The sequence below is a fragment of the Agarivorans sp. genome (assembly GCF_050295395.1).
Taxonomy (GTDB): domain Bacteria; phylum Pseudomonadota; class Gammaproteobacteria; order Enterobacterales; family Celerinatantimonadaceae; genus Agarivorans.
The window spans coordinates 1-20,248 of sequence record NZ_JBNKPP010000211.1 but is presented as its reverse complement, the minus strand read 5'-3'; the positions used below and the strand labels follow the sequence as shown (position 1 = coordinate 20,248).

At 46.6% G+C, this 20,248-nt stretch carries 25 protein-coding genes; 14 read left to right on the top strand and 11 right to left on the bottom strand.

The annotated features are described in order from the left end of the window. Both ACQY6Q_RS12150 and ACQY6Q_RS12145 read right to left on the bottom strand, forming a co-directional pair. The coding region (locus ACQY6Q_RS12150) for an aminotransferase class I/II-fold pyridoxal phosphate-dependent enzyme (protein ID WP_427981770.1) at positions 1–461 on the bottom strand (461 nt) is incomplete at its 3' end. Positions 462–543: 82 nt separating this feature from the next. Further along, positions 544–1,188 (bottom strand): TetR/AcrR family transcriptional regulator, encoded by a 645-nt coding sequence (locus tag ACQY6Q_RS12145; RefSeq protein WP_427981768.1) that lies wholly within the window; start codon positions 1,186–1,188, stop codon positions 544–546. 156 nt (positions 1,189–1,344) lie between these two features. Between ACQY6Q_RS12145 and rfaD the strand changes: the two genes are divergently transcribed. From rfaD to waaA, 6 genes are read left to right on the top strand one after another with little or no spacing between them, the layout of a single operon-like run. Then, positions 1,345–2,301 carry an ADP-glyceromanno-heptose 6-epimerase gene (rfaD, locus tag ACQY6Q_RS12140; protein WP_427981766.1) on the top strand — a complete coding sequence of 319 codons (957 nt, stop codon included), beginning with the start codon at positions 1,345–1,347 and terminating at the stop codon, positions 2,299–2,301. A gap of 47 nt (positions 2,302–2,348) precedes the next feature. Beyond that, positions 2,349–3,380 carry a lipopolysaccharide heptosyltransferase II gene (waaF, locus tag ACQY6Q_RS12135; protein WP_427981765.1) on the top strand — a complete coding sequence of 344 codons (1,032 nt, stop codon included), beginning with the start codon at positions 2,349–2,351 and terminating at the stop codon, positions 3,378–3,380. 33 nt (positions 3,381–3,413) lie between these two features. Further along, positions 3,414–4,346, top strand: coding sequence for a glycosyltransferase family 2 protein (locus ACQY6Q_RS12130; RefSeq protein WP_427981764.1), 933 nt, complete (start codon positions 3,414–3,416; stop codon positions 4,344–4,346). A 3-nt stretch (positions 4,347–4,349) separates the two neighbouring features. Beyond that, entirely contained in the window at positions 4,350–4,745 is a 396-nt protein-coding gene (locus tag ACQY6Q_RS12125) for a GtrA family protein (protein WP_427981762.1), read from the top strand. A gap of 26 nt (positions 4,746–4,771) precedes the next feature. Continuing rightward, entirely contained in the window at positions 4,772–6,094 is a 1,323-nt protein-coding gene (locus ACQY6Q_RS12120) for a 3-deoxy-D-manno-octulosonic acid transferase (protein ID WP_427981760.1), read from the top strand. A 12-nt stretch (positions 6,095–6,106) separates the two neighbouring features. Continuing rightward, the gene (gene waaA / locus ACQY6Q_RS12115; protein ID WP_427981759.1) at positions 6,107–7,357 is read left to right on the top strand and encodes a lipid IV(A) 3-deoxy-D-manno-octulosonic acid transferase; all 1,251 of its coding nucleotides are present in this window, start codon (positions 6,107–6,109) and stop codon (positions 7,355–7,357) included. Here the strand turns inward: waaA and ACQY6Q_RS12110 are convergent. Continuing rightward, positions 7,354–8,073: a 3-deoxy-D-manno-octulosonic acid kinase gene (locus ACQY6Q_RS12110; RefSeq protein ID WP_427981757.1), complete on the bottom strand. Its 720-nt coding sequence runs from the start codon at positions 8,071–8,073 to the stop codon at positions 7,354–7,356. The two genes, waaA and ACQY6Q_RS12110, sit on opposite strands and share 4 nt — an antisense overlap. Before the next feature lie 89 nt (positions 8,074–8,162). Here ACQY6Q_RS12110 and ACQY6Q_RS12105 point away from each other — a divergent pair, with 89 nt between their 5' ends. Both ACQY6Q_RS12105 and ACQY6Q_RS12100 read left to right on the top strand, forming a co-directional pair. Further along, positions 8,163–9,212 carry a glycosyltransferase family 9 protein gene (locus ACQY6Q_RS12105; RefSeq protein WP_427981756.1) on the top strand — a complete coding sequence of 350 codons (1,050 nt, stop codon included), beginning with the start codon at positions 8,163–8,165 and terminating at the stop codon, positions 9,210–9,212. Beyond that, positions 9,209–9,988, top strand: a complete 780-nt coding sequence (locus ACQY6Q_RS12100; RefSeq protein WP_427981754.1) for a glycosyltransferase family 2 protein — start codon at positions 9,209–9,211, stop codon at positions 9,986–9,988. Before ACQY6Q_RS12105 ends, ACQY6Q_RS12100 begins: the two co-directional genes overlap by 4 nt. Here ACQY6Q_RS12100 and ACQY6Q_RS12095 read toward each other — a convergent pair. Both ACQY6Q_RS12095 and ACQY6Q_RS12090 read right to left on the bottom strand, forming a co-directional pair. After that, entirely contained in the window at positions 9,957–11,063 is a 1,107-nt protein-coding gene (locus tag ACQY6Q_RS12095; RefSeq protein WP_427981752.1) for a glycosyltransferase family 9 protein, read from the bottom strand. The genes ACQY6Q_RS12100 and ACQY6Q_RS12095 overlap by 32 nt on opposite strands. Before the next feature lie 123 nt (positions 11,064–11,186). Further along, positions 11,187–12,221, bottom strand: a complete 1,035-nt coding sequence (locus tag ACQY6Q_RS12090; RefSeq protein ID WP_427981751.1) for a glycosyltransferase family 9 protein — start codon at positions 12,219–12,221, stop codon at positions 11,187–11,189. Positions 12,222–12,341: 120 nt separating this feature from the next. Here ACQY6Q_RS12090 and coaD point away from each other — a divergent pair, with 120 nt between their 5' ends. Further along, the gene (gene coaD, locus ACQY6Q_RS12085; protein ID WP_055733599.1) at positions 12,342–12,824 is read left to right on the top strand and encodes a pantetheine-phosphate adenylyltransferase; all 483 of its coding nucleotides are present in this window, start codon (positions 12,342–12,344) and stop codon (positions 12,822–12,824) included. On the opposite strand, the gene mutM is transcribed toward coaD, so the two are convergent. The 5 genes from mutM to radC all read right to left on the bottom strand — a co-directional run bounded on the left by mutM (position 12,821) and on the right by radC (position 15,455). Beyond that, the gene (gene mutM, locus ACQY6Q_RS12080; RefSeq protein WP_427981749.1) at positions 12,821–13,633 is read right to left on the bottom strand and encodes a bifunctional DNA-formamidopyrimidine glycosylase/DNA-(apurinic or apyrimidinic site) lyase; all 813 of its coding nucleotides are present in this window, start codon (positions 13,631–13,633) and stop codon (positions 12,821–12,823) included. The two genes, coaD and mutM, sit on opposite strands and share 4 nt — an antisense overlap. After that, positions 13,634–14,092, bottom strand: a complete 459-nt coding sequence (locus ACQY6Q_RS12075) for a hypothetical protein (protein WP_427981747.1) — start codon at positions 14,090–14,092, stop codon at positions 13,634–13,636. A 139-nt stretch (positions 14,093–14,231) separates the two neighbouring features. Next, a complete protein-coding gene (gene rpmG, locus ACQY6Q_RS12070) occupies positions 14,232–14,387 on the bottom strand; it encodes a 50S ribosomal protein L33 (protein ID WP_373869468.1) in 156 nt (51 codons plus the stop codon). 23 nt (positions 14,388–14,410) lie between these two features. Next, entirely contained in the window at positions 14,411–14,647 is a 237-nt protein-coding gene (rpmB, locus tag ACQY6Q_RS12065; RefSeq protein ID WP_055733595.1) for a 50S ribosomal protein L28, read from the bottom strand. Between the two features lie 133 nt (positions 14,648–14,780). Continuing rightward, positions 14,781–15,455, bottom strand: coding sequence for a RadC family protein (radC, locus tag ACQY6Q_RS12060; RefSeq protein ID WP_055733594.1), 675 nt, complete (start codon positions 15,453–15,455; stop codon positions 14,781–14,783). A 128-nt stretch (positions 15,456–15,583) separates the two neighbouring features. Between radC and coaBC the strand changes: the two genes are divergently transcribed. From coaBC to mscS, 4 genes are all read left to right on the top strand, one after another. Beyond that, positions 15,584–16,789, top strand: a complete 1,206-nt coding sequence (gene coaBC, locus ACQY6Q_RS12055; RefSeq protein ID WP_427981745.1) for a bifunctional phosphopantothenoylcysteine decarboxylase/phosphopantothenate--cysteine ligase CoaBC — start codon at positions 15,584–15,586, stop codon at positions 16,787–16,789. A gap of 11 nt (positions 16,790–16,800) precedes the next feature. Continuing rightward, positions 16,801–17,256: a dUTP diphosphatase gene (gene dut / locus ACQY6Q_RS12050; RefSeq protein WP_427981743.1), complete on the top strand. Its 456-nt coding sequence runs from the start codon at positions 16,801–16,803 to the stop codon at positions 17,254–17,256. A gap of 50 nt (positions 17,257–17,306) precedes the next feature. Then, a complete protein-coding gene (gene slmA, locus ACQY6Q_RS12045) occupies positions 17,307–17,900 on the top strand; it encodes a nucleoid occlusion factor SlmA (RefSeq protein ID WP_055733591.1) in 594 nt (197 codons plus the stop codon). 138 nt (positions 17,901–18,038) lie between these two features. Next, the gene (gene mscS / locus ACQY6Q_RS12040; protein ID WP_427981742.1) at positions 18,039–18,869 is read left to right on the top strand and encodes a small-conductance mechanosensitive channel MscS; all 831 of its coding nucleotides are present in this window, start codon (positions 18,039–18,041) and stop codon (positions 18,867–18,869) included. A gap of 60 nt (positions 18,870–18,929) precedes the next feature. Here the strand turns inward: mscS and ACQY6Q_RS12035 are convergent, their stop codons facing one another. After that, the gene (locus tag ACQY6Q_RS12035) at positions 18,930–19,385 is read right to left on the bottom strand and encodes a hypothetical protein (RefSeq protein ID WP_427981740.1); all 456 of its coding nucleotides are present in this window, start codon (positions 19,383–19,385) and stop codon (positions 18,930–18,932) included. Positions 19,386–19,601: 216 nt separating this feature from the next. Here ACQY6Q_RS12035 and ACQY6Q_RS12030 point away from each other — a divergent pair. Continuing rightward, positions 19,602–20,248, top strand: a 647-nt coding sequence (locus ACQY6Q_RS12030; protein ID WP_427981739.1) for a potassium channel family protein, incomplete at its 3' end; no start/stop codon positions are given.

Sequence of the window (20,248 nt, the reverse complement as noted above, 5' to 3'; positions counted from 1 at the left end):
TTGGCATAACGGAAACGTTTAGCCTTACATAAACGCACCCCATCAATAATAGACGCGTGGTTTAAGGCATCGGAGATAATCGCATCTTCTGGGCCTAATAGGGTTTCAAACAAACCAGCATTAGCGTCAAAACAAGAAGAATACAAAATGGTATCTTCCATGCCTAAAAACTCGCTTAGGCCTTGTTCTAATTGTTTGTGAATGTCTTGAGTGCCACAAATAAAACGTACCGAAGCCGCACCAAAGCCATGGCTATCTAAACCCGCCTTAGCCGCCTCTATCAATGCGGGTGAATTAGCAAGGCCCAAGTAGTTATTGGCACAAAAGTTCACCACCTGCCCTTGCTCTACCGCTATAGCGGCCTGCTGCTGTGAATGAATGACCCGTTCATTTTTATATAAACCATCGTCTTTCACTTGCTGCAATTGTTGTGAGATAAATGTTGAAAAAGCCGTGTTCATAGCAAACCCTATTTAAAGCCAAGATATTGGCTGAATTATAGTGTTTTCTTTGGCAAATGCAGCTACTAAGCTAAATTATTAACTATTTATTGCGCTCAGCAAATTTCACATAATGTTGATACAAACCTTGGTAGGTATGTTGCGACTCTTCGGTAAAATACGGGCGCAGAGTAAACAGTATTTTTAACACCCCTTGATACAGCCTTGCCTTAGTGATCTCCCCGCCTTTTAGCTGGGCACTTTGATAAGCGATCCAAGCGCCAATGATGAATTTCACGCTGTCAGCCAATTCAATCATGGTGGCATCATCGCCGCTGATAAAACGGCTATCACGCAGTTGCAATAGGATATCTCGGCTCCAGTTGGCTAACTCTTGCTGCAGGGCCTGATATTGCTCTTCAAGCTGCGGGTCACGTGCTAGCAACTCCAATAAATTGGCGTACATAAAACGAAAACGCCACATCAACTCAAAGCTGGCATCCAAATAGGAGGTAAGGTGTTCCAAGGTGAGACGCTGATCCGCATGGGGGCGAAAGCTAGCCTCTAATTGCTCAACATAAAGTTGAAAAATGCTGCGAATAATTTCTTGTTTATTGCTGAAGTGATAATACAAATTTCCCGGACTAATGCCTAAGTCCGCCGCAATATGATTAGTGGTAATTTGCCGTTCGCCCTGCTCATTAAACAGCTTAAGTGCACAGTGTATAATTTTATCTTTGGTTTTCATCTGGCTTAACACTCTCCTTCATTACTACCCTGATAGCTGCAAACGCTGTCAAAATCCAGTTTTTCTTCACGACATTCACCCTGCCAGCTAATTGCTATTCCCCGCCTCACAGCATAAAATCCTTAGATTAACGGCAATTTCTGGAATGGCAGTAGCATGATAATCGTAACTGGTGGGGCGGGCTTCATTGGCGCCAACATTGTAAAAAGTTTAAATGAACAAGGTCATAATGACATCATTGTGGTTGACGATCTAAAAGATGGCACTAAATTCGTAAATTTAGTTGATCTTGATATCGCCGACTACCTCGATAAAGACGATTTTATTGCTCGCATCGTCTCTGGCGAAGATATTGGTGATGCTTACGGCCAAGACATCGAAGCCATTTTCCATGAAGGAGCCTGCTCAGCCACCACCGAGTGGGATGGAAAATACATGATGGAAAACAATTATGAATACTCGAAAGAGCTACTGCACTATTGTTTAGAGCGTCGTATTCCCTTCCTATACGCTTCTTCGGCCGCTACCTATGGTGATACCAATACCTTCAAAGAAGAGAAGCAATACGAAGGTCCACTCAATGTTTATGGCTACTCTAAACTTCAGTTTGATAACTACGTACGCCGTCTACTACCCGAAATTGACTCGCAAGTGGTTGGCTTCCGTTACTTTAATGTATACGGACCACGTGAACAGCATAAAGGCAGCATGGCCAGTGTCGCCTTCCATCTAAATACCCAAGTCAATGACGGCCAAAACCCGAAACTGTTTGAAGGTTATGACGGCTATGATGACGGCGGCCAAAGCCGTGATTTCGTTTATGTGGGTGATGTTGCCAAAGTCAACCTATGGTTCTGGAAAAACCCGCAGCAAAGCGGCATCTTCAACCTTGGTACCGGTCAGGCCGAACCTTTCCGGGCAGTAGCAGAAGCGGTGATCAACTACCATCAAAAAGGGCAGATTGAGTACATTCCCTTCCCTGACCACCTCAAAGGCCGTTACCAAAGCTTTACCCAAGCCAATATCGACAAGCTTAGAGCCGCGGGTTATGACGAGCCATTTAAGAATGTTGCCCAAGGGGTAGCAGAATACATGGCCTGGCTGAACAAATAGACGTGATAAACAAGGGGCGCTTCGCCCCTTTTGATTGTGGGTAAACGATGAAAATTTTGGTGGTAGGGCCCTCATGGGTAGGTGACATGGTCATGTCGCAAAGCTTGTATAAAACCCTTAAACAGTTGCATCCTCAGGCGCAGTTAGATGTATTGGCGCCAGATTGGTGCCGCCCGCTACTAGAACGTATGCCAGAGGTAGATAATGCACTGCGCATGCCTCTGGGCCACGGCGAGTTGCAATTGGCAGTCCGCTGGAAGCTAGCCAGAGAACTAAAAAAACACGCCTACGATTGGGCCATCACCCAACCCAATTCACTGAAGTCAGCTCTGATCCCATGGTTTGCTGGCATTAAACAGCGCAGCGGCTGGAAGGGCGAAAGCCGCTACGGCATTCTCAATGATTTACGCGCCAATAAACAAGACTTCCCGTTGATGGTGGAACGCTATGTGGCTTTGGCTCATCCCAAAAGCCAAATGCACTCTGCCGCAGATTTACCCGGCTATCAGCACCCAGCTTTAAACGCTAACCGCGACAACCAAGCCCGAGCGCTACAACAGCTTGGCTTGCAAACCCAACCAAGTATATTGGCACTGTGTCCCGGCGCCGAATTTGGTCCAGCCAAGCGCTGGCCAGAACAGCATTATGCGGAGGCCGCCGCCTATTGGATCAGTCAACGACAAGGTCAGGTGTGGATTTTTGGCTCCGACAAAGACAAACCCGTTGGAGAGCAAATCATTGCCCACCTTCCTGAGCAGCTACAAGCACAGTGCCACAATCTAGCGGGTAAAACCAAACTAGCCGAGGCTATCGACTTAATGGCGCTAGCCGACATGGCCATCAGCAACGACTCAGGTTTAATGCATATCGCCGCAGCGCTTAAGTTACCTTTGGTAGCCATTTATGGCTCGTCGTCGCCGCAATATACCCCTCCGCTCACGGAGCGCGCAGAAATTTTACATACCGATATTGGCTGTCGTCCCTGCTTTAAAAAGACCTGCCAGTACGGTCATTTAAAGTGTTTAACCGAGTTGCCCGCCAACCGAGCCATTGCCGCCATCAACAAGTTGTTGGCTTGACTACACTTAGTCTTATTTACTATTAGGAAACTCATGAACGCAAATCCTCCGGTTATTTCAATCATTTGCCCCTGTTATAACGAGCAAGATACCGTAGCGGTGTTCACCGAGACCATGCTGCCTGAGCTAGCCAAAACTGAACTTAGCTACGAATTAATTTTCATTAACGATGGCAGTCGCGACCAAACCCTTAGCAAACTAAAAGACTTACAAACTCAGCATGCCAATATTCGCGTGATCAACCTAGCCCGAAATTTTGGTAAAGAAGCTGCGTTGACCGCCGGCATCGATCGTTCTAAAGGGCAAGTGGTCGTTCCCATCGATGTAGACCTGCAAGATCCTCCTGAGTTAATCCACGATTTCATTCGCGAATGGCAACAGGGTTATGATGTTGTGGTGGCCAAACGCAGCGATCGTACCAGTGACAGCCTTGCTAAAAAGCTCAGTGCAGAGTGGTTTTACAAGTTTCACAACAAAATCTCCCACGTAAAAATACCCGAAAACGTGGGTGATTACCGACTGATGACCCGACGAGTGGTTGAGGCAATTCAACAACTACCTGAAAACCAACGTTTTATGAAAGGTATCTTCTCGTGGGTCGGGTTTAAAACAAAAATCATTGAATATAAGCGTGACCCAAGAGTGGCCGGTGAAACCAGCTTTAACGGTTGGAAGTTATGGAACTTCGCATTAGAAGGAATCACCAGCTTTAGTACAGCGCCGCTAAGAATTTGGCTATATGTGGGTTTACTCATTTCACTACTGGCCTTTGTCTATGGCAGCGCCATCGTGATTAAAACCCTGATTTTTGGCATCGACGCGCCGGGTTACGCTTCACTCATCACCATCATGTTATTTTTAGGTGGTGTGCAACTGATTGGTTTAGGCGTGATGGGCGAATACATTGGCCGCTTGTTCATGGAATCGAAACGTCGGCCTATTTACATCATCGAAGAAGACAACTAATAGATGTCGGCATATATTCAGCGCTTACTCGGCTTACGCATAGTGCGTTATGGGCTCACCGGCGGTATCGCCACCCTAATTCACTTTAGTTTGGCTTTATTACTGCTAGCCCAATGGCCGCAAGCCTTTGCCTTAGCCAATTTACTGGGTTTCAGCTTGGCGTTTTTGTTTTCTTACTGGGTGCAAACTTGCTGGGTATTTGAAAACCAACTTAGCTTGGCTAATGCACTGCGCTTTTTGCTGGTACAACTCACAGCACTGTGTTTATCAGTTTGGTTATCTTCGCAACTGAATCAATTTCATAATATTATCAAGGTGGGAGTGGTGATTGTGCTGTTACCCGCACTTACCTTTGTTATCCATCGCTTTTGGACCTTCTCTCGAACAGAGTCGTCTTAAGCCTAAACTTTTAACATGAGTAACCTGTGTCCTTGCATCACAACATAGAAAAACACTTCACTAAGCTATTTTGGCTTATTCTAGTCTGCTCTGGCTTACTATCGCTAAACTACGCGGCTAACCAGATTTTAACTGGTGACCAAACCCAAATGTTACTCAAGGGCTACCTAGGTGCTTATCAAGGCAACTGGCTTAGCTACGGTAACGCCGCAAGCGTAGTTGGCAATGTGCCGGGGTCACTATCCACCTACATCGTAGGACTCCCCTTGCTACTTTGGGATTCGCCATGGGCTCCCATGTTATTATTAATCGCGTTCAGATTAATCAGTTTCTTGCTGTTCGATAGCGTGTTAAAACAGTGTTTTAGCCCCACCGTACGACTCTGCTTTGCGATTCTCTATTTGCTTAACCCTTGGTTTTTGTACGATAGCCTTATTTATAATCCCGCCTACCTGTGTCTATTTGCGGCTATGCATTGTTGGTCGGCATTTAAGCTGAGTCAGCAGCGCTCTTGGTTTTATAGCTTCATCAATGTATTAGCGATTGGCTTGGCCATGCAATTACATTATTCATGGCCAATTTTGGCGGTAATCTCTCTATACCTGTTCTACCGCAAACAAGTACAAGTAAACTGGTGGGGCGTGACCTTAGGCGTAATTGTAATCGCGGCCTCCCTTGTGCCTTACATTATCGAATTGCAGGCCAATCCTGCCATTCAAGGACAACAGTCAGACCGCTACATTGGTTGGGGCGGTATTCATGTTTACCCGGTATTAAAATCAGCCTTGTATTGGCTGCGCTATAGCTCGATGTTGTTTTCCAATCGCATTATCACCGACGCCGAGTTTTTATGGCTCAGTAACACTGACTGGTTAAACACCGCAGTGAGCTATTTATGGCAAGCGTTGTTATACCTGTTGGGTGGCCTAAGCTTAATTGTTACTTGGGGAATCAACCGCCGAGTTTGGCGCAAAATTAAACCGCATTGGCGCAGTAACCAAGCATTACACCTTAAACCTGCGGATTGGCTATTACATTATGCCTTTGCAGCATTATTAGGCATTGTAGTATCGGCCATTCTCTCGCCAATTATTTTTTCTTACTGGCATTTAATTATTACCTTTGGTTTCGCCTTGTTCCCGGTTCTATATCAGGCTGAGCGCTGGCAAAGGCAAAAACCAGCCCGCTTAGCCAACATAATGCTGTGGGTCGGTGGCTACTTTTTAATGGTAAACCTCGTGGCCAGTCACGATAGTAATAAATATTCCTATCAGCAAAGTTACCAGCAACAGGTCGCCGAATACCTAAAGCAACAGCAGCTGCGACCATCACAGCATAAAGCCGATTAGGTAAAGCAACAGATGTTAGTTATTTACAATATTTTACTGATATTCCTGTTACCGCTAGCAATGTATAAGCTGTATTGGCCCAAACCGGGTAAACCTGCGGTAGGACGTCGCTGGCTTGAGCATTTTGGTATTAGCCCTAAATGGGCTAAAGCAGATATCTGGTTTCATACTGTATCGGTAGGCGAGGTTTTAGCCGCCGTACCATTAATTAAAAGACTTAAACAGCAGCAACCAGAGCTGCGAATTTTGCTCACCAGCACCACCGCCACCGGTGCCGAGCAAGCCCAACAAAAACTCGGTGATTGGGTTGAGCACCGTTATGCTCCTTTCGATCTTTGGCCATGCATCGCTTGGTTTTTACGCTGGCACCAACCGCAGCGCCTATGGATTATGGAAACCGAATTATGGCCGAATTGGCTGACGCTGTGTCAACGCCATAATATCCCAGTAAGCCTGATCAACGCCCGTATGTCTGAGCGCTCCTGTCGCCGCTATCAACGTTTTTCTAACTTTAGCAAGCGCTTATATGGCAAACTCGATTTAGTGTTGGCTCAACATCAAGATGATGCCCAACGGTTTCATCACTTAGGCGTTGATGCGGCCAAAATAGTGGTCACAGGTTCCATCAAATACGATTTAGCCGATCCTTGGCAAGCTAAGCAACAAGCCTCAGCATTGCGCCCGCAGTTATTTGCTGAACGTCCGGTATGGATAGCCGCCAGCACTCACAAAGGGGAAGATGAGCGAGTACTTGAAGTCATGCAAATGGTGCGTAAACAGCTGCCTGATAGCTTATTAATTCTGGTTCCTCGACATCCAGAGCGCTTCGATCAAGTTGCCGAACTGCTCAAACAGCAGAACATTGCCTTTTCGCGAAGAAGCCAACAGCAAATCCCCGATGCCCAGCAGTCTATCTATCTAGCAGATACAATGGGTGAAATGATGCTGATGTATGGCTGTGCCGACGTGGCCTTTATTGGTGGCTCGTTAGTTAAGGTAGGTGGACATAATTACTTAGAAGCAGCGGCCATGGGCTTACCCTGTGTAGCCGGTGAATATGACTTTAACTTTAGCGATATTAGCCAGCAACTGCAGGCTCGCGGTGCCTTAAAACTGAGTGCCGACACCGAACAACTGGCTAATTGGTTGAAAGTTTGGCTCAGCGACCCACAACAACGCAGCCAAGCCGGGCAGGCTGGTCTAGCGATAGTGAAACAAAATCAAGGCGCAATTGACGCTAGCTTAAAAGCGCTATTGGCTTAAAGCGCTTGTTTATAAGCGGCAACCAAATGTTGCCAGTCAGACTCTAACCAATGGCAGTAACCAGGCTTAGCTTGCTCTTTTTCTAAAGAACGATAGAGCCGCGCAAGGTTGGCTTGCTGCCACTTTTTCCGAGACCGACATAAGCGGCCACTATCAAAGTCAATCAGCCATACTTTACCTTGCTCATCAAGCATCACATTACGCAGATTTAAATCGGCGTGATAAACCCCCGCCTTGTGGAAGGCTGCGATGGTTTCACCGATGTTTTGCCAAGTGCTCAGTGGCAAACGTCGCTCACTCAACAAGTTAGCCAAGTCCCGTGCACCATGGATCCGCTCGGTAATTAAGTCGGCCTGAAAACTTAAGCCAATGCGCTTTAGCCTGCCGGCGATAGCTAGCGGTGCTGGCAGCCCCAACTCTCGCAACTTAATTAATAAGGAAAACTCCCTCCACACACGACTTCGCTGCAAACCCGAATAGAAGTAGCGATCATTACTGACTTTCGACACTAAACCACCGCGGTGGTAATGGCGCAATACGCATTCTCTATGCTTAAAACGAAAAAACAGGGTCTTGCCCCGCCCCATTGCTTGCCCTACTACTGCGCGATTCTGCTGCCAATGACGAGCTTCGAAATAGGCATCGTTTACTTCTTGCCATACCGCTGAATTATAAAATAACCAACCGTCTGGCGTTTGCTGTTTTTCTATCTGCATCGTGTTCGCTTGTGAAATTAATCGGCACAATTTTACAACGCAAGCGGCAAAAAGCATAATACTTAAGAGAATCCGCCACTTTTGCCAACATGACCAGCACACAACCAGCCCTAAAAATTTGCATCTTGCGCTTATCGGCGATTGGAGATGTATGTAATGCCTTAGCTGCAGTGCAGCAGCTACAAAATGCCAAGCCTCAAGCCGAAATCACTTGGATCTGCGGTAAGGCTGAAGCCCAACTGTTGGCTCTAGCCCCCCAACTAAAAATCATCGTTTACGATAAACGTAGTGGCTTAAAAGGCTTGCTCGCACTGAAACGCCAACTAGCGGGGCAACACTTCGATGTGCTTTGGCATATGCAAGCGGCCCTGCGAGCCAGTGTGGTCAGTTGCTGTATCAAAGCCAAGCGCCGCATTGGCTTTGATCGAGAGCGCGCCAAAGACGGCCAATGGCTGTTTAGCAACGAAAAAATAGCCAAGGCCAATTCAGCCCACGTATTAGATGGTTTTTTACAATTTGTGGCGCAAATGGGCATTAAAACTCAAGCCCCTAGCTGGAAAATCAATCTTAGCCAAGGCGAGCAAGCGGCTGCCAGCCAGTATTTTGCAGCCCCAGGTAAACAAGTTTTAATCTGTCCTGCGGCCAGTAAAGCTTATAAGAACTGGACGCTAGAGGGCTATGCCGGTATTGCTCAATACGCCTTAAGCCAAGGTTATCAAGTTAGTCTAATTGGTAGCCCAGCAGCCCAAGAAATGGCCTTGTCTGAGCAGCTAAATGCGGCTTGTGATGGTAAGCTCAATAACCTCTGTGGCAAAACCAGCTTAGCCCAATTGTGGGCGTTGATTAGCCAAGCTGACTTAGTCATTTCTCCCGATACAGGTCCGGCACACATGGCGGTAGCGGTCAATACTCCAGTATTAGGCTTATATGCCCATCACAATCCACAGCGCACCGGTCCCTATCACTACCGTGATTATGTGGTGAGTGTTTGGCAATCTTTAATTGAACAAGAGCAAGGCAAACCAGCCGAGCAATTGAGTTGGCGTAGCCGGGTTAAAGATCCTCAGGCAATGCAAAAAATAACATTGGATGCGGTAATTGCGATGTTTGAAACCATTAAAAAAGAGCAGCAACTATGAGTGCAAATAGAGCCACCATTAGCGCCATTATTATTACCAAAAATGAACAAGACAGCCTGAAGGATTGCTTAGAAAGCCTTACTTGGGTTGACCAAATTGTCGTTGTAGATTCAGGCAGCACCGACGGCACGCTAGAGCTAGCCAAACAATATACCCAAGATGTTTACATTAATCAGGATTGGCCTGGCTTTGGCAAGCAAAAACAGTTAGCGCAAAGTTATGCCACGGGCGACTGGATTTTAGCGATAGATGCCGATGAAAGAGTCGACCAGCAGCTTAAACACAACATTCAAAACATGCTACTCAACCCTCCCAGCAATACCGTTTTTAATCTAAACGAGCTTACCTGGGTATTTGGTCGTTTTTTAAGGCATTCCGGTTGGTATTACCGCCATATTCGCCTCTACCCACGTGAACTCACTGGCTATAACGATAATTTAGTGCATGAATCGGTCGTGATTCCGACAGCTTGCCAAGTGGCTGAGCTCGACGGAGATATACTTCACTATTCCTACCGCAATATAGAGCACTATCTCGTAAAATCTGCCGGTTACGCCAAGGCTTGGGCAGACCAGCGTGAAGCCAAGGGCAAACGCGCTACATTAGGCCAAGGGGTATTACACGCGCTAGGCTGCTTCTGTAAAATGTATTTACTAAAACGCGGCTTTCTTGATGGCAAACAGGGCTTGTTAATCGCCCTGTTATCGGCGCACTCGACTTTCGTAAAATACGCTGATCTGTGGGCTAGGCAACACGATATTCACTATAAGAAATAGCCGTATCCAACTGTAATTCAGCCAATATCTTAGCAACGTCGATATTGGCTAAATCGCTAAGATTAACCACATGCTCGCCCAAGCAACCATATTGAGCCACCTTAGTCACGGTAAATAGGCCAACACAATACGCGCCAGATGCGCTAGCTAAGTGCAATGGCCCGGTGTCGGCGGACAAAAATAGCGGTACTTGTTGCAAAAATGCCGCTACTTCACGCAAATTACGGCTTTGATAAGTCAACTCCACCCCCGCCAAAGGTTCGGCAATTTCCGGACACAAAATCTCAATTAAATTGATCTGTTGGCCATAATGGCGACTGAATTTATCCAGCAAAGATTGCCAATCTTGGTCGGAGATCACCTTGGCCCCACGCGCGCCTCTAAAATAGGCTAGGCAAGGTTTGCAGTTATTCTCACCAAGCAATTGTTGTAATTGCTGCTTGGCCAACTGCTGTTCATCAGCCGACAGCTCAATATGAGCGTTAAGCGTTTGAGTAGCGGTAAAACCCAGCTGTTCTAATAACTCAATACTGGCGAGCGCATAATGCGGGTACTTGTTTTGACACACAAACGTATGACTAGCGACTGCCGCGTCGGCTGGGCTGTCGAAGGCGACTACGTTTTTACTGGTAATCATTGATGCGATAATGCGGTCACTGGAGCTGGCATGAGGTAATAACAGCATGTCATAGTGTTGCCGTCTTAAGCTTGCTAATGAGCGGTAAAAATGGCCAAACGTTTTTAAACCAAATTGAGAATAATAAACTTGGTTTAAACCAAGATTATTGAAAATACAGCCTAACCATGGCTCACTAATCAGCAGATCGACCTTTGCATCTGGGTAAAGCGTCTTAACGCTATTCACAAATGGCAACAAAAACAACATATTGCCTATGCGTTTGTTATTACGCACAATTAAAACTCGCTGCACCTGCTGAGGATTAAGCAGCTGCGGCTGATGACCTTTGTTACGGCTTAATAGTTTTAATAAGCCTACTTCTAGGGCCAGTGAGCGTTGCCGGCGTTTAACATCAAAATTTCTTAATGCCGTGCGCAGCTTCTTCACAAAGCTCATTCATTTTTCCTTGAATTAAACTGATAGAGGCGAGAGCCATATTGGTTCGCTCGCGAATCAACGCCAGCAAACTATACAACACAAAAGCCCATCAAATCTTAAATTCAAGGATCATTTTGCTACCTAGATCTTATTATTTAGCCTTTTCCACCAATTATTGACCTTAACGGCACAATCACTCACATTAATTAAACTCATATCTTCTTGAGTTAATTCACCAGCCGGAGGGGAAAAAGCAATATGCCGACCTTCGCTATTTAATGGTCGCCAACGCAAAGGCGTGGCACTGCGACGACTAGGAAAGAAGCCCACGGTAGGCACATCTAGAGCACCAGCGATATGCAAAGGCCCGGTGGAACCGGCGATAAACAAATCGGCGCAAGCCAATACTTCACAAAAGGTCTGTAAGCCTTTCTCAGAGAAATACAATTGATTAGGAATGTCCGCTTTATCTAACTGATTAACTAACTCTTGCGCGGCGAGCTGTTCTCCAGGACCTGCGGTTATCACAAAATGTAAGGCGGGATTCAACTTGGCTAAACAGTCGATCAAGCTGAAATACTGCTCGCCACTGAGGTTGTTGGCAGAACCACCGCTACCAATATGCACCATCACCAGTAAATGCTCGGCAAATTGGCCAAACTCTTCCTTTTTGCGCGTACTTATTCGCACATCGCTAAACTGAAAATACGGCGGCTGAGGCTCAACGCAGGCCACTCCATGCTGAGTTAAAAAGGCCCGAGTTAAATCTAAATTGTACTCAGATTCGGGCTTACGTGACTTAGAACGGCGTTGTTTAACCCGTTGATTAAATAACATCTGGGCCAGCTTGGTAGCAGGTGCACAACGCTGTTTAATACCGGCGCGAAAACCCAACCAAGCATTACGCATGTTAGAAAACAAACACAAATAAGCGTCAAACTGTTGTTGCTTAACCTGGGTCAGTAACTTCGCCTGAGCATGAGCATCGGCTTTGGATCCGCAATCCACAATTACCTTATCGATCCACGGGCATAACTCGGCTAAGGGAGCGGTATAACTGGGAACTAAAGCTGTAATTTCACAATCGGCTAACGATTGTTTCAACAAAGCGAAACTGGGCCAAGCCAGCATGAAATCGCCAATTTTGTCATTTCTTACCACCAATAGTTTACGCATTTTCCCACCCTAATCATTAATCCTGCGCATTGTGACCAATCTTTACCACAGGCTCAAGAATTTTCCCCCTAAGCTTTGTGCGGGTTATACTCACCCTAAACTCATACTAGGTAAACACTTATGACAACTCGGGTTATTTACCCTGGCACCTTTGACCCCGTGACCAACGGCCACAGCGATTTAATTCAACGTGCCGCCAAAATGTTCGACACAGTGATCGTGGCCGTTGCGGCCAGTCCTAGCAAACAGCCGCTGTTTAGTCTTAACGAACGGGTCGCCTTATTAGAGCAAGGCATCCAACAAACTAATATCGAAGTAATAGGTTTTACTGGCTTATTAGTGGACCTTGCCAAGCAACAAAACGCTAGCGTATTGCTACGGGGGCTGCGCACCGGCTCTGATTTTGAGTATGAAATGCAGTTAGCCGACATGAACCGTCAGCTCGATCCTAACTTGGAGAGTGTCTTTCTCACTCCTGGTGAGGGAGTGTCATTTATCTCTTCGAGTTTGATTAAAGAAGTGGCCCGCCATGGCGGCGACATTGAGCGCTTTGTGGCACCCCATGTCGCTCAAGCGGTAGCAGCTAAACTGAATCAGGCTTAACGCTGACAGTGCGGACAATAAAAGGTATTACGCTGACCAATGCGTAATGCCTTAATTAACTCTCCGCAGTTGTCGCAGGGCTCACCTTCACGACCATAAACCGCCAGAGTCTGTTTAAAGTAACCCGGTTTCCCTTCGGCATTAGTAAAATCTTTTAAACTCGTGCCACCTTGCTTAATCGCTTCTGCCAAGACTTGTTTGATATGAGCAGTTAATTCCACTAAGCGTACCTTACTCACCTTGTTGGCGGCTCGCTTAGGGTGAATGCCAGTCCTAAACAAGGCTTCATTGGCGTAGATATTTCCCACCCCCACTACTACCTTGTTATCCATAATGAACTGTTTAACCGCAATACTGCGTTTGGCGGCTTGAGCCAGTAAATAGTCACTAGTGAAGGCTTCACTTAGCGGCTCTGGGCCCAAACTGGCCAGCAGCGGGTGCTGCTCAACAGGCAGTTGGCTAAATAACACACAACCAAAACGGCGCGGGTCATTCAGTCGCAATACTTTAGTGTTAGCCAATACAATATCTACATGGTCATGCTTAGCGGCTGGCTCGCCTTGTTGGACAATTCGCAAACTGCCCGACATGCCTAAGTGAATAATGATGTGCCCGGCTTCAGTTTCCAGCAACAAATACTTAGCACGGCGACTCACCGACAATACCGGTAAACCCACGCAGCTTTGAATCAACTCCGGCACCGGCCAGCGCAATTTAGGCTGACGCACGACTATCTCAACAATTTGCTGCTGTTGCAGGTAAGGCTCAATGCCGCGACGACTGGTTTCTACCTCGGGTAACTCTGGCATTTATTGTGACACCTCGGGAAATAGAGCCTGATAACTGTCTGTATCCACTTGCAATAACTGACCTTGCCAATTATTAATCCAGTGTTGCTCACCCAAACTAAATAAGCTTAATTCTAAGGGCACCGCGGAGTTGGCTAAATAAACCATCACCGTATCGCTAGTAGCGGCCCCACCAATAGCATTCTGCCAAGGTTTTAAACTGATATGTAACCACGCATCAATCACCGCCACAGGACGCTCTATTGGCGGCTCACTGCGCCATTCGGTTCCCACTCGCTCAATCACTAGTTCGGGTAGCTCTAAACGCAGCACCGTTGCCCCCTGCGGCAATAGTTGACCCGAGAGCGTTGGCTCGGGTCCCGCTTCCTGCTTATGTAGCTCTACGTATTTAAAGATTAAAATCATCGAGGCAACAGCAAATATAATGATGTTGTTCCAGCCTCTGCGGCTCATTTTCATCGAGATCCTCCTTTATCAACACTCATCATAAGCGGGAACTCTTTGCCGAGTAAAGCCCAGCAAAATGGCCAACCCCCGAAAAAAGAACAAAAAAAAGCTCAGCCTAGGCTGAGCTTATTATGTTACTTAAAGCCAAAATCTATTTGATTTTGCCTTCTTTGTAGATAACGTGCTTACGAACAACGGGATCAAACTTTTTGATCTCCATTTTTTCAGGCATGTTACGTTTGTTCTTATCAGTGGTGTAGAAGTGACCAGTGCCAGCTGATGAGTTCAAACGAATCTTTTCGCGAATACCTTTAGCCATTTTTTAGTTCCTTATACCTTCTCACCACGACCACGCATCTCAGCTAGTACAGCGTCGATACCTTTTTTGTCGATGATGCGCATACCTTTAGTAGATACACGTAATTTAACAAAACGTTTTTCACTCTCAACCCAAAAACGGTGAGATTGAAGGTTAGGCAAAAAACGACGACGAGTGCGGTTTTTTGCGTGCGATACGTTGTTACCAACAGCTGGTTTCTTACCAGTAACTTGGCATACTCTAGACATGTCAGTCTTCTCCAAATAAATACTTCTGCTCGAGCATCTGTTCATGCCCCGTTAGGCCGTCGCCCGGGACGACAGAAAGGCCGCATTTTATACAGGAAATAGAACCCTAGATCAACTAAAAATTGAACAAAGATCAGATCCAACCTCGCTCGGCAAAGGAAACAGTTTCTCCACAGCCGACCACAACATGATCTAAAACTCGCACATCAATCAGCGCTAAGGCCTTGATTAACTTAGTAGTAATTTGCTTATCCGCCAAACTTGGCTCAGCCACTCCCGAGGGGTGATTATGGGCAAATATTACTGCAGCGGCATTTTTTTCTAATACTCGCTGTACCACCACCCGTGGATAAACACTGGCGGCATCAATCGTTCCGAAAAATAGCGGCGCGAATTGTAACACTCGATGCTGATTATCCAATAGCAATATTGCAAATACTTCGCGTTGTTGGTGAGATAATTCCATAGAAAGGTAGTTTTTCGCCGATTCAGCGCTATCTAAAACACTTTTTTCACTGATGTCGGCCAATAAATAACGGCGACTCATTTCGATACTGGCGTGTAATTGTGCATATTTTGCACTACCCAAACCGCGTTCGGCACAAAATCGTTGTTGGTCGGCCGCCAATACCGCGCGTAACGAGCCAAATTGACTCAACAAATGCTGCGCTAAACTCACCGCATCCAAACCAGCGCAGCCGACTCGCAAGAATATCGCCAATAACTCCGCATCACTTAAGCTGTTCGCCCCTTGGCTTAATAGTTTTTCCCGCGGCCGTTGTTCGGCAGGCCAATCACAAATTGCCATAAACTTTTAATAATATAGTAATCAATAGAGATAAGCGTAGCCGAAACTGCGCGCTTGTGTATGCGGAGATCTTAAGTTTTGTGGTAGGCTAGCCGATATCAAATGGTGATTATTATTTCGGTATCAGTATGTTAACGGGAAAGAAGATTCTGCTGGCCATTTCCGGCGGTATTGCAGCTTATAAAACCCCAGAGTTAGTGCGTCGGCTAAAGGAACAAGGCGCAGAAGTACGCGTAGTCATGACCCAACACGCCACTCACTTCATTACTCCGTTAACCTTACAGGCGGTGTCTGGCGAAGCTGTGGGGCTACACGTCGTTGACCCAGAGCAAGAAGGCGCCATGGGCCACATCGCGTATGCCAAATGGCCAGATTTAGTGGTAGTGGCCCCCGCTACGGCCAATGTGATCGCTAAATACAGCCATGGCATTGCCGATGACTTAGTCAGCACCTTGCTACAAGCCACCGCTGCGCCTGTGGCTATTGCTCCGGCAATGAACATGCAAATGTATCTTAGCGCGGCCAACCAAGCCAACTTGGCGCTACTAGCACAACGCCAAGTCCCCATTTGGGGTCCAGCACAGGGTGAACAGGCCTGTGGCGATGTGGGCCCAGGGCGGATGTTAGAACCCGCCGAACTACTAGCCAATATTCAAGCCTTCTTCCAAGCAGAAGCGCCGATACTGGCTGGGCTTAAAGTCGTGATTACCGCTGGGCCGACTCGCGAAGCGATTGATCCAGTGCGCTACATTAGCAATCATAGCTCTGGCAAAATGGGTTATGCTCTCGCCGCCGCCGCCCAGCAACTTGGCGCAGAAGTTTGCCTGCTATCAGGCCCGGTTAACTTAAGCACCCCGGTGGGCGTAAACAAGGTGGACACGCCTACCGCCCAAGCCATGCACCAAGCCGCGTTAGCCAGAGCCGAAAACTGTGACATTTTCATTGCCTGCGCCGCAGTGGCCGACTACCGTGTGGCCGAAGTAGCAGAACACAAAATTAAAAAAACCGACGACAGCGACGAAATGCAGCTGCGATTGGTAAAAAACCCTGATGTAGTGGCGAGTGTGGCCGCGCTAACCAATAAACCTTTTACTGTAGGTTTTGCCGCCGAAACCCAAGACCTTAACCACTACGCCAAACAGAAAATGGCCCGCAAAAATCTCGACATGATTGCAGCCAATGATGTATCAAAGCCAGAACAAGGCTTTAATAGTGAACAAAATGCCTTAAAGGTATTTTGGCCAGATGGAGAGCAGCAATTAGACCTCGCTGATAAATCTGCACTGGCAAAACAATTACTGGCATTAATTGCCAAGCAGTACGCTGCACAATAATTAAAAAAAACATGAAACAAATCGCACTTAAAATACTAGACCAAAGAATTGGCACTACATTTCCGTTGCCAGAATACGCCACGCCAGGTTCAGCAGGCTTAGACCTACGCGCCTGTCTCGACCAGCCCTTGGAATTAACTCCCGGCCAAACCGAACTAATTCCAACTGGCTTGGCGATTCATATTGCCGACCCTTCTCTAGCTGCAACCATTTTGCCTCGTTCTGGCTTAGGCCATAAACATGGCATTGTACTGGGTAATTTAGTGGGTCTAATCGACTCCGATTATCAAGGGCAGTTAATGGTTTCCTGCTGGAATAGGGGCCACAGTCATTTCACCATTGAACCGGGCGAACGGATTGCCCAATTGGTATTTGTACCGGTGGTACAGGCCAGCTTTGAAGTGGTGGAAGACTTTGCTGCTAGCCAGCGAGGCGAAGGTGGCTTTGGCCACTCCGGTACTCAATAAACGGTTATTCAAGTAGTACGCTAATAGACCAATAAAGGATAAGAACAACAATGGCGGGAAAACCAAAAAGCAATCGCCGCGAACAAATTTTGCAAGCGCTCGCACGCATGTTAGAAACCAGCCACGGTCAACGCATTACCACGGCCAGCCTAGCGAAAGAAGTCGGCGTATCGGAAGCCGCACTCTATCGTCACTTTCCAAGCAAAGCCCGAATGTTTGAAGGTTTAATAGAGTTCATCGAAGAAACCTTGTTATCTCGGATAAACCTGATTCAAGAAGAACAAAAAGATACCTTGAATCGCACTCAGCACATTCTCATGTTGTTATTAGGCTTTGCCGAGCGCAACCCCGGTTTAAGTCGTATTTTAACTGGCGATGCGTTACAGGGTGAACATGAACGCTTACGTGCCAGAGTCAGCGTCTTGTTTGAGAAAATCGAAGTGCAACTGAAGCAGATCCTACGCGAGCGTCGCCTGCGCGAAGGCCAAGGTTTTTTGATCGAAGAAAGCAGCCTTGCTACCTTGTTGCTGGCCTATTCTGAAGGGCGAATTAGCCAATACGTTCGCAGTGAGTTTAAGCTAAAACCCACCGCCCAATTTGATACCCATTGGGGCTTTTTAAAGCAACAGCTGATTCAGGGTTAAACTGTTTAAAACGCCAGTGCTTACTGGCGTTTTTTGCGCTAACCTGACGCAATTGTCTGTTAAAAACAATAGACACTTGTGCGGCGCGAAAAAGCTGCTAAATTTGTAGCTTATTTATTTCAGTACAAGGCTACCCACATGGATGTATTTTCAGAAGGCACCAGCTGGTTGGAAAACAACCAAGATCTATTAATTCAATATGCTATTAACATTGCCGCCGCTATTTTAATCCTGTTTGTCGGGATGATTGTGGCACGCATTATGGCCGCTAGCATCGAAAAACTGATGAACGCGCGCAAACTAGATAGCACCATCAGCCACTTTGTTGGCTCAATGGTCAAATACGCTATCATCGCCTTTGTGATTATCGCGGCAATGTCCCGCATTGGCATTCAAACTGCGTCCTTCGTTGCCATTATCGGTGCCGCCGGTTTAGCTGTTGGCTTGGCCTTACAAGGCTCTCTGTCTAACTTTGCTGCCGGTGTACTAATCATTGGTTTTCGCCCCTTCAAAGCTGGCGACTACGTTGAAATTGCCGGAACCGCAGGTTCGGTCGCATCGGTACAAATTTTCACTACGGTATTAAAAACCCCAGATAACAAACAAATTGTGGTGCCAAATGCTGCGGTATTAGGTGGCAATATCGTTAACTACTCTACCCATGCTACGCGTCGTATCGATTTGGTGGTAGGCGTAAGCTACAAAGCAGACTTGGCGCAAACCAAACAAGTATTGCGCGCTGTATGTGAAGCCGACAGCCGAGTATTAAAAGACCCAGACATCACCGTGGCGGTACTAGAACTGGCCGACAGTTCGGTCAACTTTGTGGTGCGCCCTTGGGTTAACAGTGGCGACTACTGGCCTGCTCGTTTCGACCTAATGGAAAACATCAAAAATGCCTTAGATGAAGCCGGCATTGAAATCCCATTCCCACAAATGGACGTGCATTTAGAAAAGTTAGCCGACTAAGCTAAGTCGCCTGATAGTAAAAAGCACAGCCCAGGCTGTGCTTTGTTGTTTTAGGAAAACTTAAATATCATCAAGCCTATGGGTAGCGTGTACCATTTGCTTCTGGCGTTTCTCTTGATGCTCAATCAAATTACCAATAAATTGCCGCGCGCCCAGCATGCTTAACTCATCTTTCGCCAGGCGCAATAAAGCAAGAGATTGTTCACCCAAGTCTAACGCCAAGGTTGTCACGTCATCACTACTCATATTGGCAGGTTGACTTATTTTAGCAATTCTCGCTGGTAAATCTTGCTCAAGGCGAATATCGGTCCAAGTATCCAATAGCTCATGTTTGGCCTGAGCGATGAAGTCTTTTAGGTGTTCGGCATTTTCTTTTTCCTGATGTTGCAAATACGCCAACAACATTCGCACTCGCTCAGAATCTGCATTTAGCTCTAAACGCCGATACATAGCTTGCATCGCCTCACGACAAGACACGAAGTGTTCAAGCAACAATTTTAACTGGTTGAAGCGCATGGCCGCTCTCCGATTAGCCCTAGTTTCTTATAGTTTAGAAGCAGAATTTCATCTGTTTTAGTTTTTTAACTCAAGCGCTTGATTTACATCAAGCGGTGTACTGGCTAAGCCTTCAAGTTGCGAAGCCGAGCAAACTTTCACCATTCGCATTTACTCTGCAAAGCCTTGGCAAATTTGCTATTTTATTCACTAAATCATTGATATTAGGTTGACTAAATGGGCAAGTTACTTAATTGGAGCGATAAAAATAACTTTTATTTTTTAACCATCGCCTTAATCGGCTACATCTTTTTAGCCGCCTGCTTAGAGCAGTTTTGGCAAGGCGACGGCTTTAAGTATTTGCAAATAGCCATGGTTATCGTGCTCGCCGCTGGGGTTTGGCAAGCCAAAGGCAAGCGACTCTGGTTTGCCGCCGGAATAGGCTTTTTACTCAGCACCACCATACTCGCTTTATTTAGTTATTGGTTTGAAGCAGAAGGGCTAGTCAGCTTATACCTCGGCATCGTGCTGTGTTATTTGCTGTTAACCACTTGGACTGCGCTCAAACAGGTTTTATTTACCGGCGAAATCGACGGCAATAAGATAGTGGGTGCTATTTGCATCTTCTTGTTAATTGGACTCGCTTGGGCCCACCTCTACACCATGTTGAACGTGTGGTTTGACGATGCTTTTAACGGCGTGCCCAAGGAACACTGGAGCTCGCAAATGACCGACTTCATCTATTTCAGTTTTGTCACATTAACCACGCTGGGTTATGGCGAGATCAGCCCCAACAATCCACTCACACGCTTCTTCAGCTTTGCTGAGGCGGTATTTGGTGTATTTTACATGGCCATCTTAGTCGCCAGCTTAGTGGGTGCCCG

Bases quoted from the DNA above. Each gene is read 5' to 3' on its own strand.
- ACQY6Q_RS12105 (WP_427981756.1), top strand. From the start codon at position 8,163: ATGACCAGCACACAACCAGCCCTAAAAATTTGCATCTTGCGCTTATCG.
- ACQY6Q_RS12035 (WP_427981740.1), bottom strand. From the start codon at position 19,385: ATGCGCTTCAACCAGTTAAAATTGTTGCTTGAACACTTCGTGTCTTGT.
- rpmB (WP_055733595.1), bottom strand. From the start codon at position 14,647: ATGTCTAGAGTATGCCAAGTTACTGGTAAGAAACCAGCTGTTGGTAAC.
- radC (WP_055733594.1), bottom strand. From the start codon at position 15,455: ATGGCAATTTGTGATTGGCCTGCCGAACAACGGCCGCGGGAAAAACTA.
- waaF (WP_427981765.1), top strand. From the start codon at position 2,349: ATGAAAATTTTGGTGGTAGGGCCCTCATGGGTAGGTGACATGGTCATG.
- ACQY6Q_RS12075 (WP_427981747.1), bottom strand. From the start codon at position 14,092: ATGAAAATGAGCCGCAGAGGCTGGAACAACATCATTATATTTGCTGTT.
- ACQY6Q_RS12090 (WP_427981751.1), bottom strand. From the start codon at position 12,221: ATGCGTAAACTATTGGTGGTAAGAAATGACAAAATTGGCGATTTCATG.
- rfaD (WP_427981766.1), top strand. From the start codon at position 1,345: ATGATAATCGTAACTGGTGGGGCGGGCTTCATTGGCGCCAACATTGTA.
- coaD (WP_055733599.1), top strand. From the start codon at position 12,342: ATGACAACTCGGGTTATTTACCCTGGCACCTTTGACCCCGTGACCAAC.
- mutM (WP_427981749.1), bottom strand. From the start codon at position 13,633: ATGCCAGAGTTACCCGAGGTAGAAACCAGTCGTCGCGGCATTGAGCCT.
- mscS (WP_427981742.1), top strand. From the start codon at position 18,039: ATGGATGTATTTTCAGAAGGCACCAGCTGGTTGGAAAACAACCAAGAT.
- ACQY6Q_RS12145 (WP_427981768.1), bottom strand. From the start codon at position 1,188: ATGAAAACCAAAGATAAAATTATACACTGTGCACTTAAGCTGTTTAAT.
- waaA (WP_427981759.1), top strand. From the start codon at position 6,107: ATGTTAGTTATTTACAATATTTTACTGATATTCCTGTTACCGCTAGCA.
- coaBC (WP_427981745.1), top strand. From the start codon at position 15,584: ATGTTAACGGGAAAGAAGATTCTGCTGGCCATTTCCGGCGGTATTGCA.
- ACQY6Q_RS12100 (WP_427981754.1), top strand. From the start codon at position 9,209: ATGAGTGCAAATAGAGCCACCATTAGCGCCATTATTATTACCAAAAAT.
- ACQY6Q_RS12130 (WP_427981764.1), top strand. From the start codon at position 3,414: ATGAACGCAAATCCTCCGGTTATTTCAATCATTTGCCCCTGTTATAAC.
- ACQY6Q_RS12110 (WP_427981757.1), bottom strand. From the start codon at position 8,073: ATGCAGATAGAAAAACAGCAAACGCCAGACGGTTGGTTATTTTATAAT.
- slmA (WP_055733591.1), top strand. From the start codon at position 17,307: ATGGCGGGAAAACCAAAAAGCAATCGCCGCGAACAAATTTTGCAAGCG.
- ACQY6Q_RS12095 (WP_427981752.1), bottom strand. From the start codon at position 11,063: ATGAGCTTTGTGAAGAAGCTGCGCACGGCATTAAGAAATTTTGATGTT.
- ACQY6Q_RS12125 (WP_427981762.1), top strand. From the start codon at position 4,350: ATGTCGGCATATATTCAGCGCTTACTCGGCTTACGCATAGTGCGTTAT.
- dut (WP_427981743.1), top strand. From the start codon at position 16,801: ATGAAACAAATCGCACTTAAAATACTAGACCAAAGAATTGGCACTACA.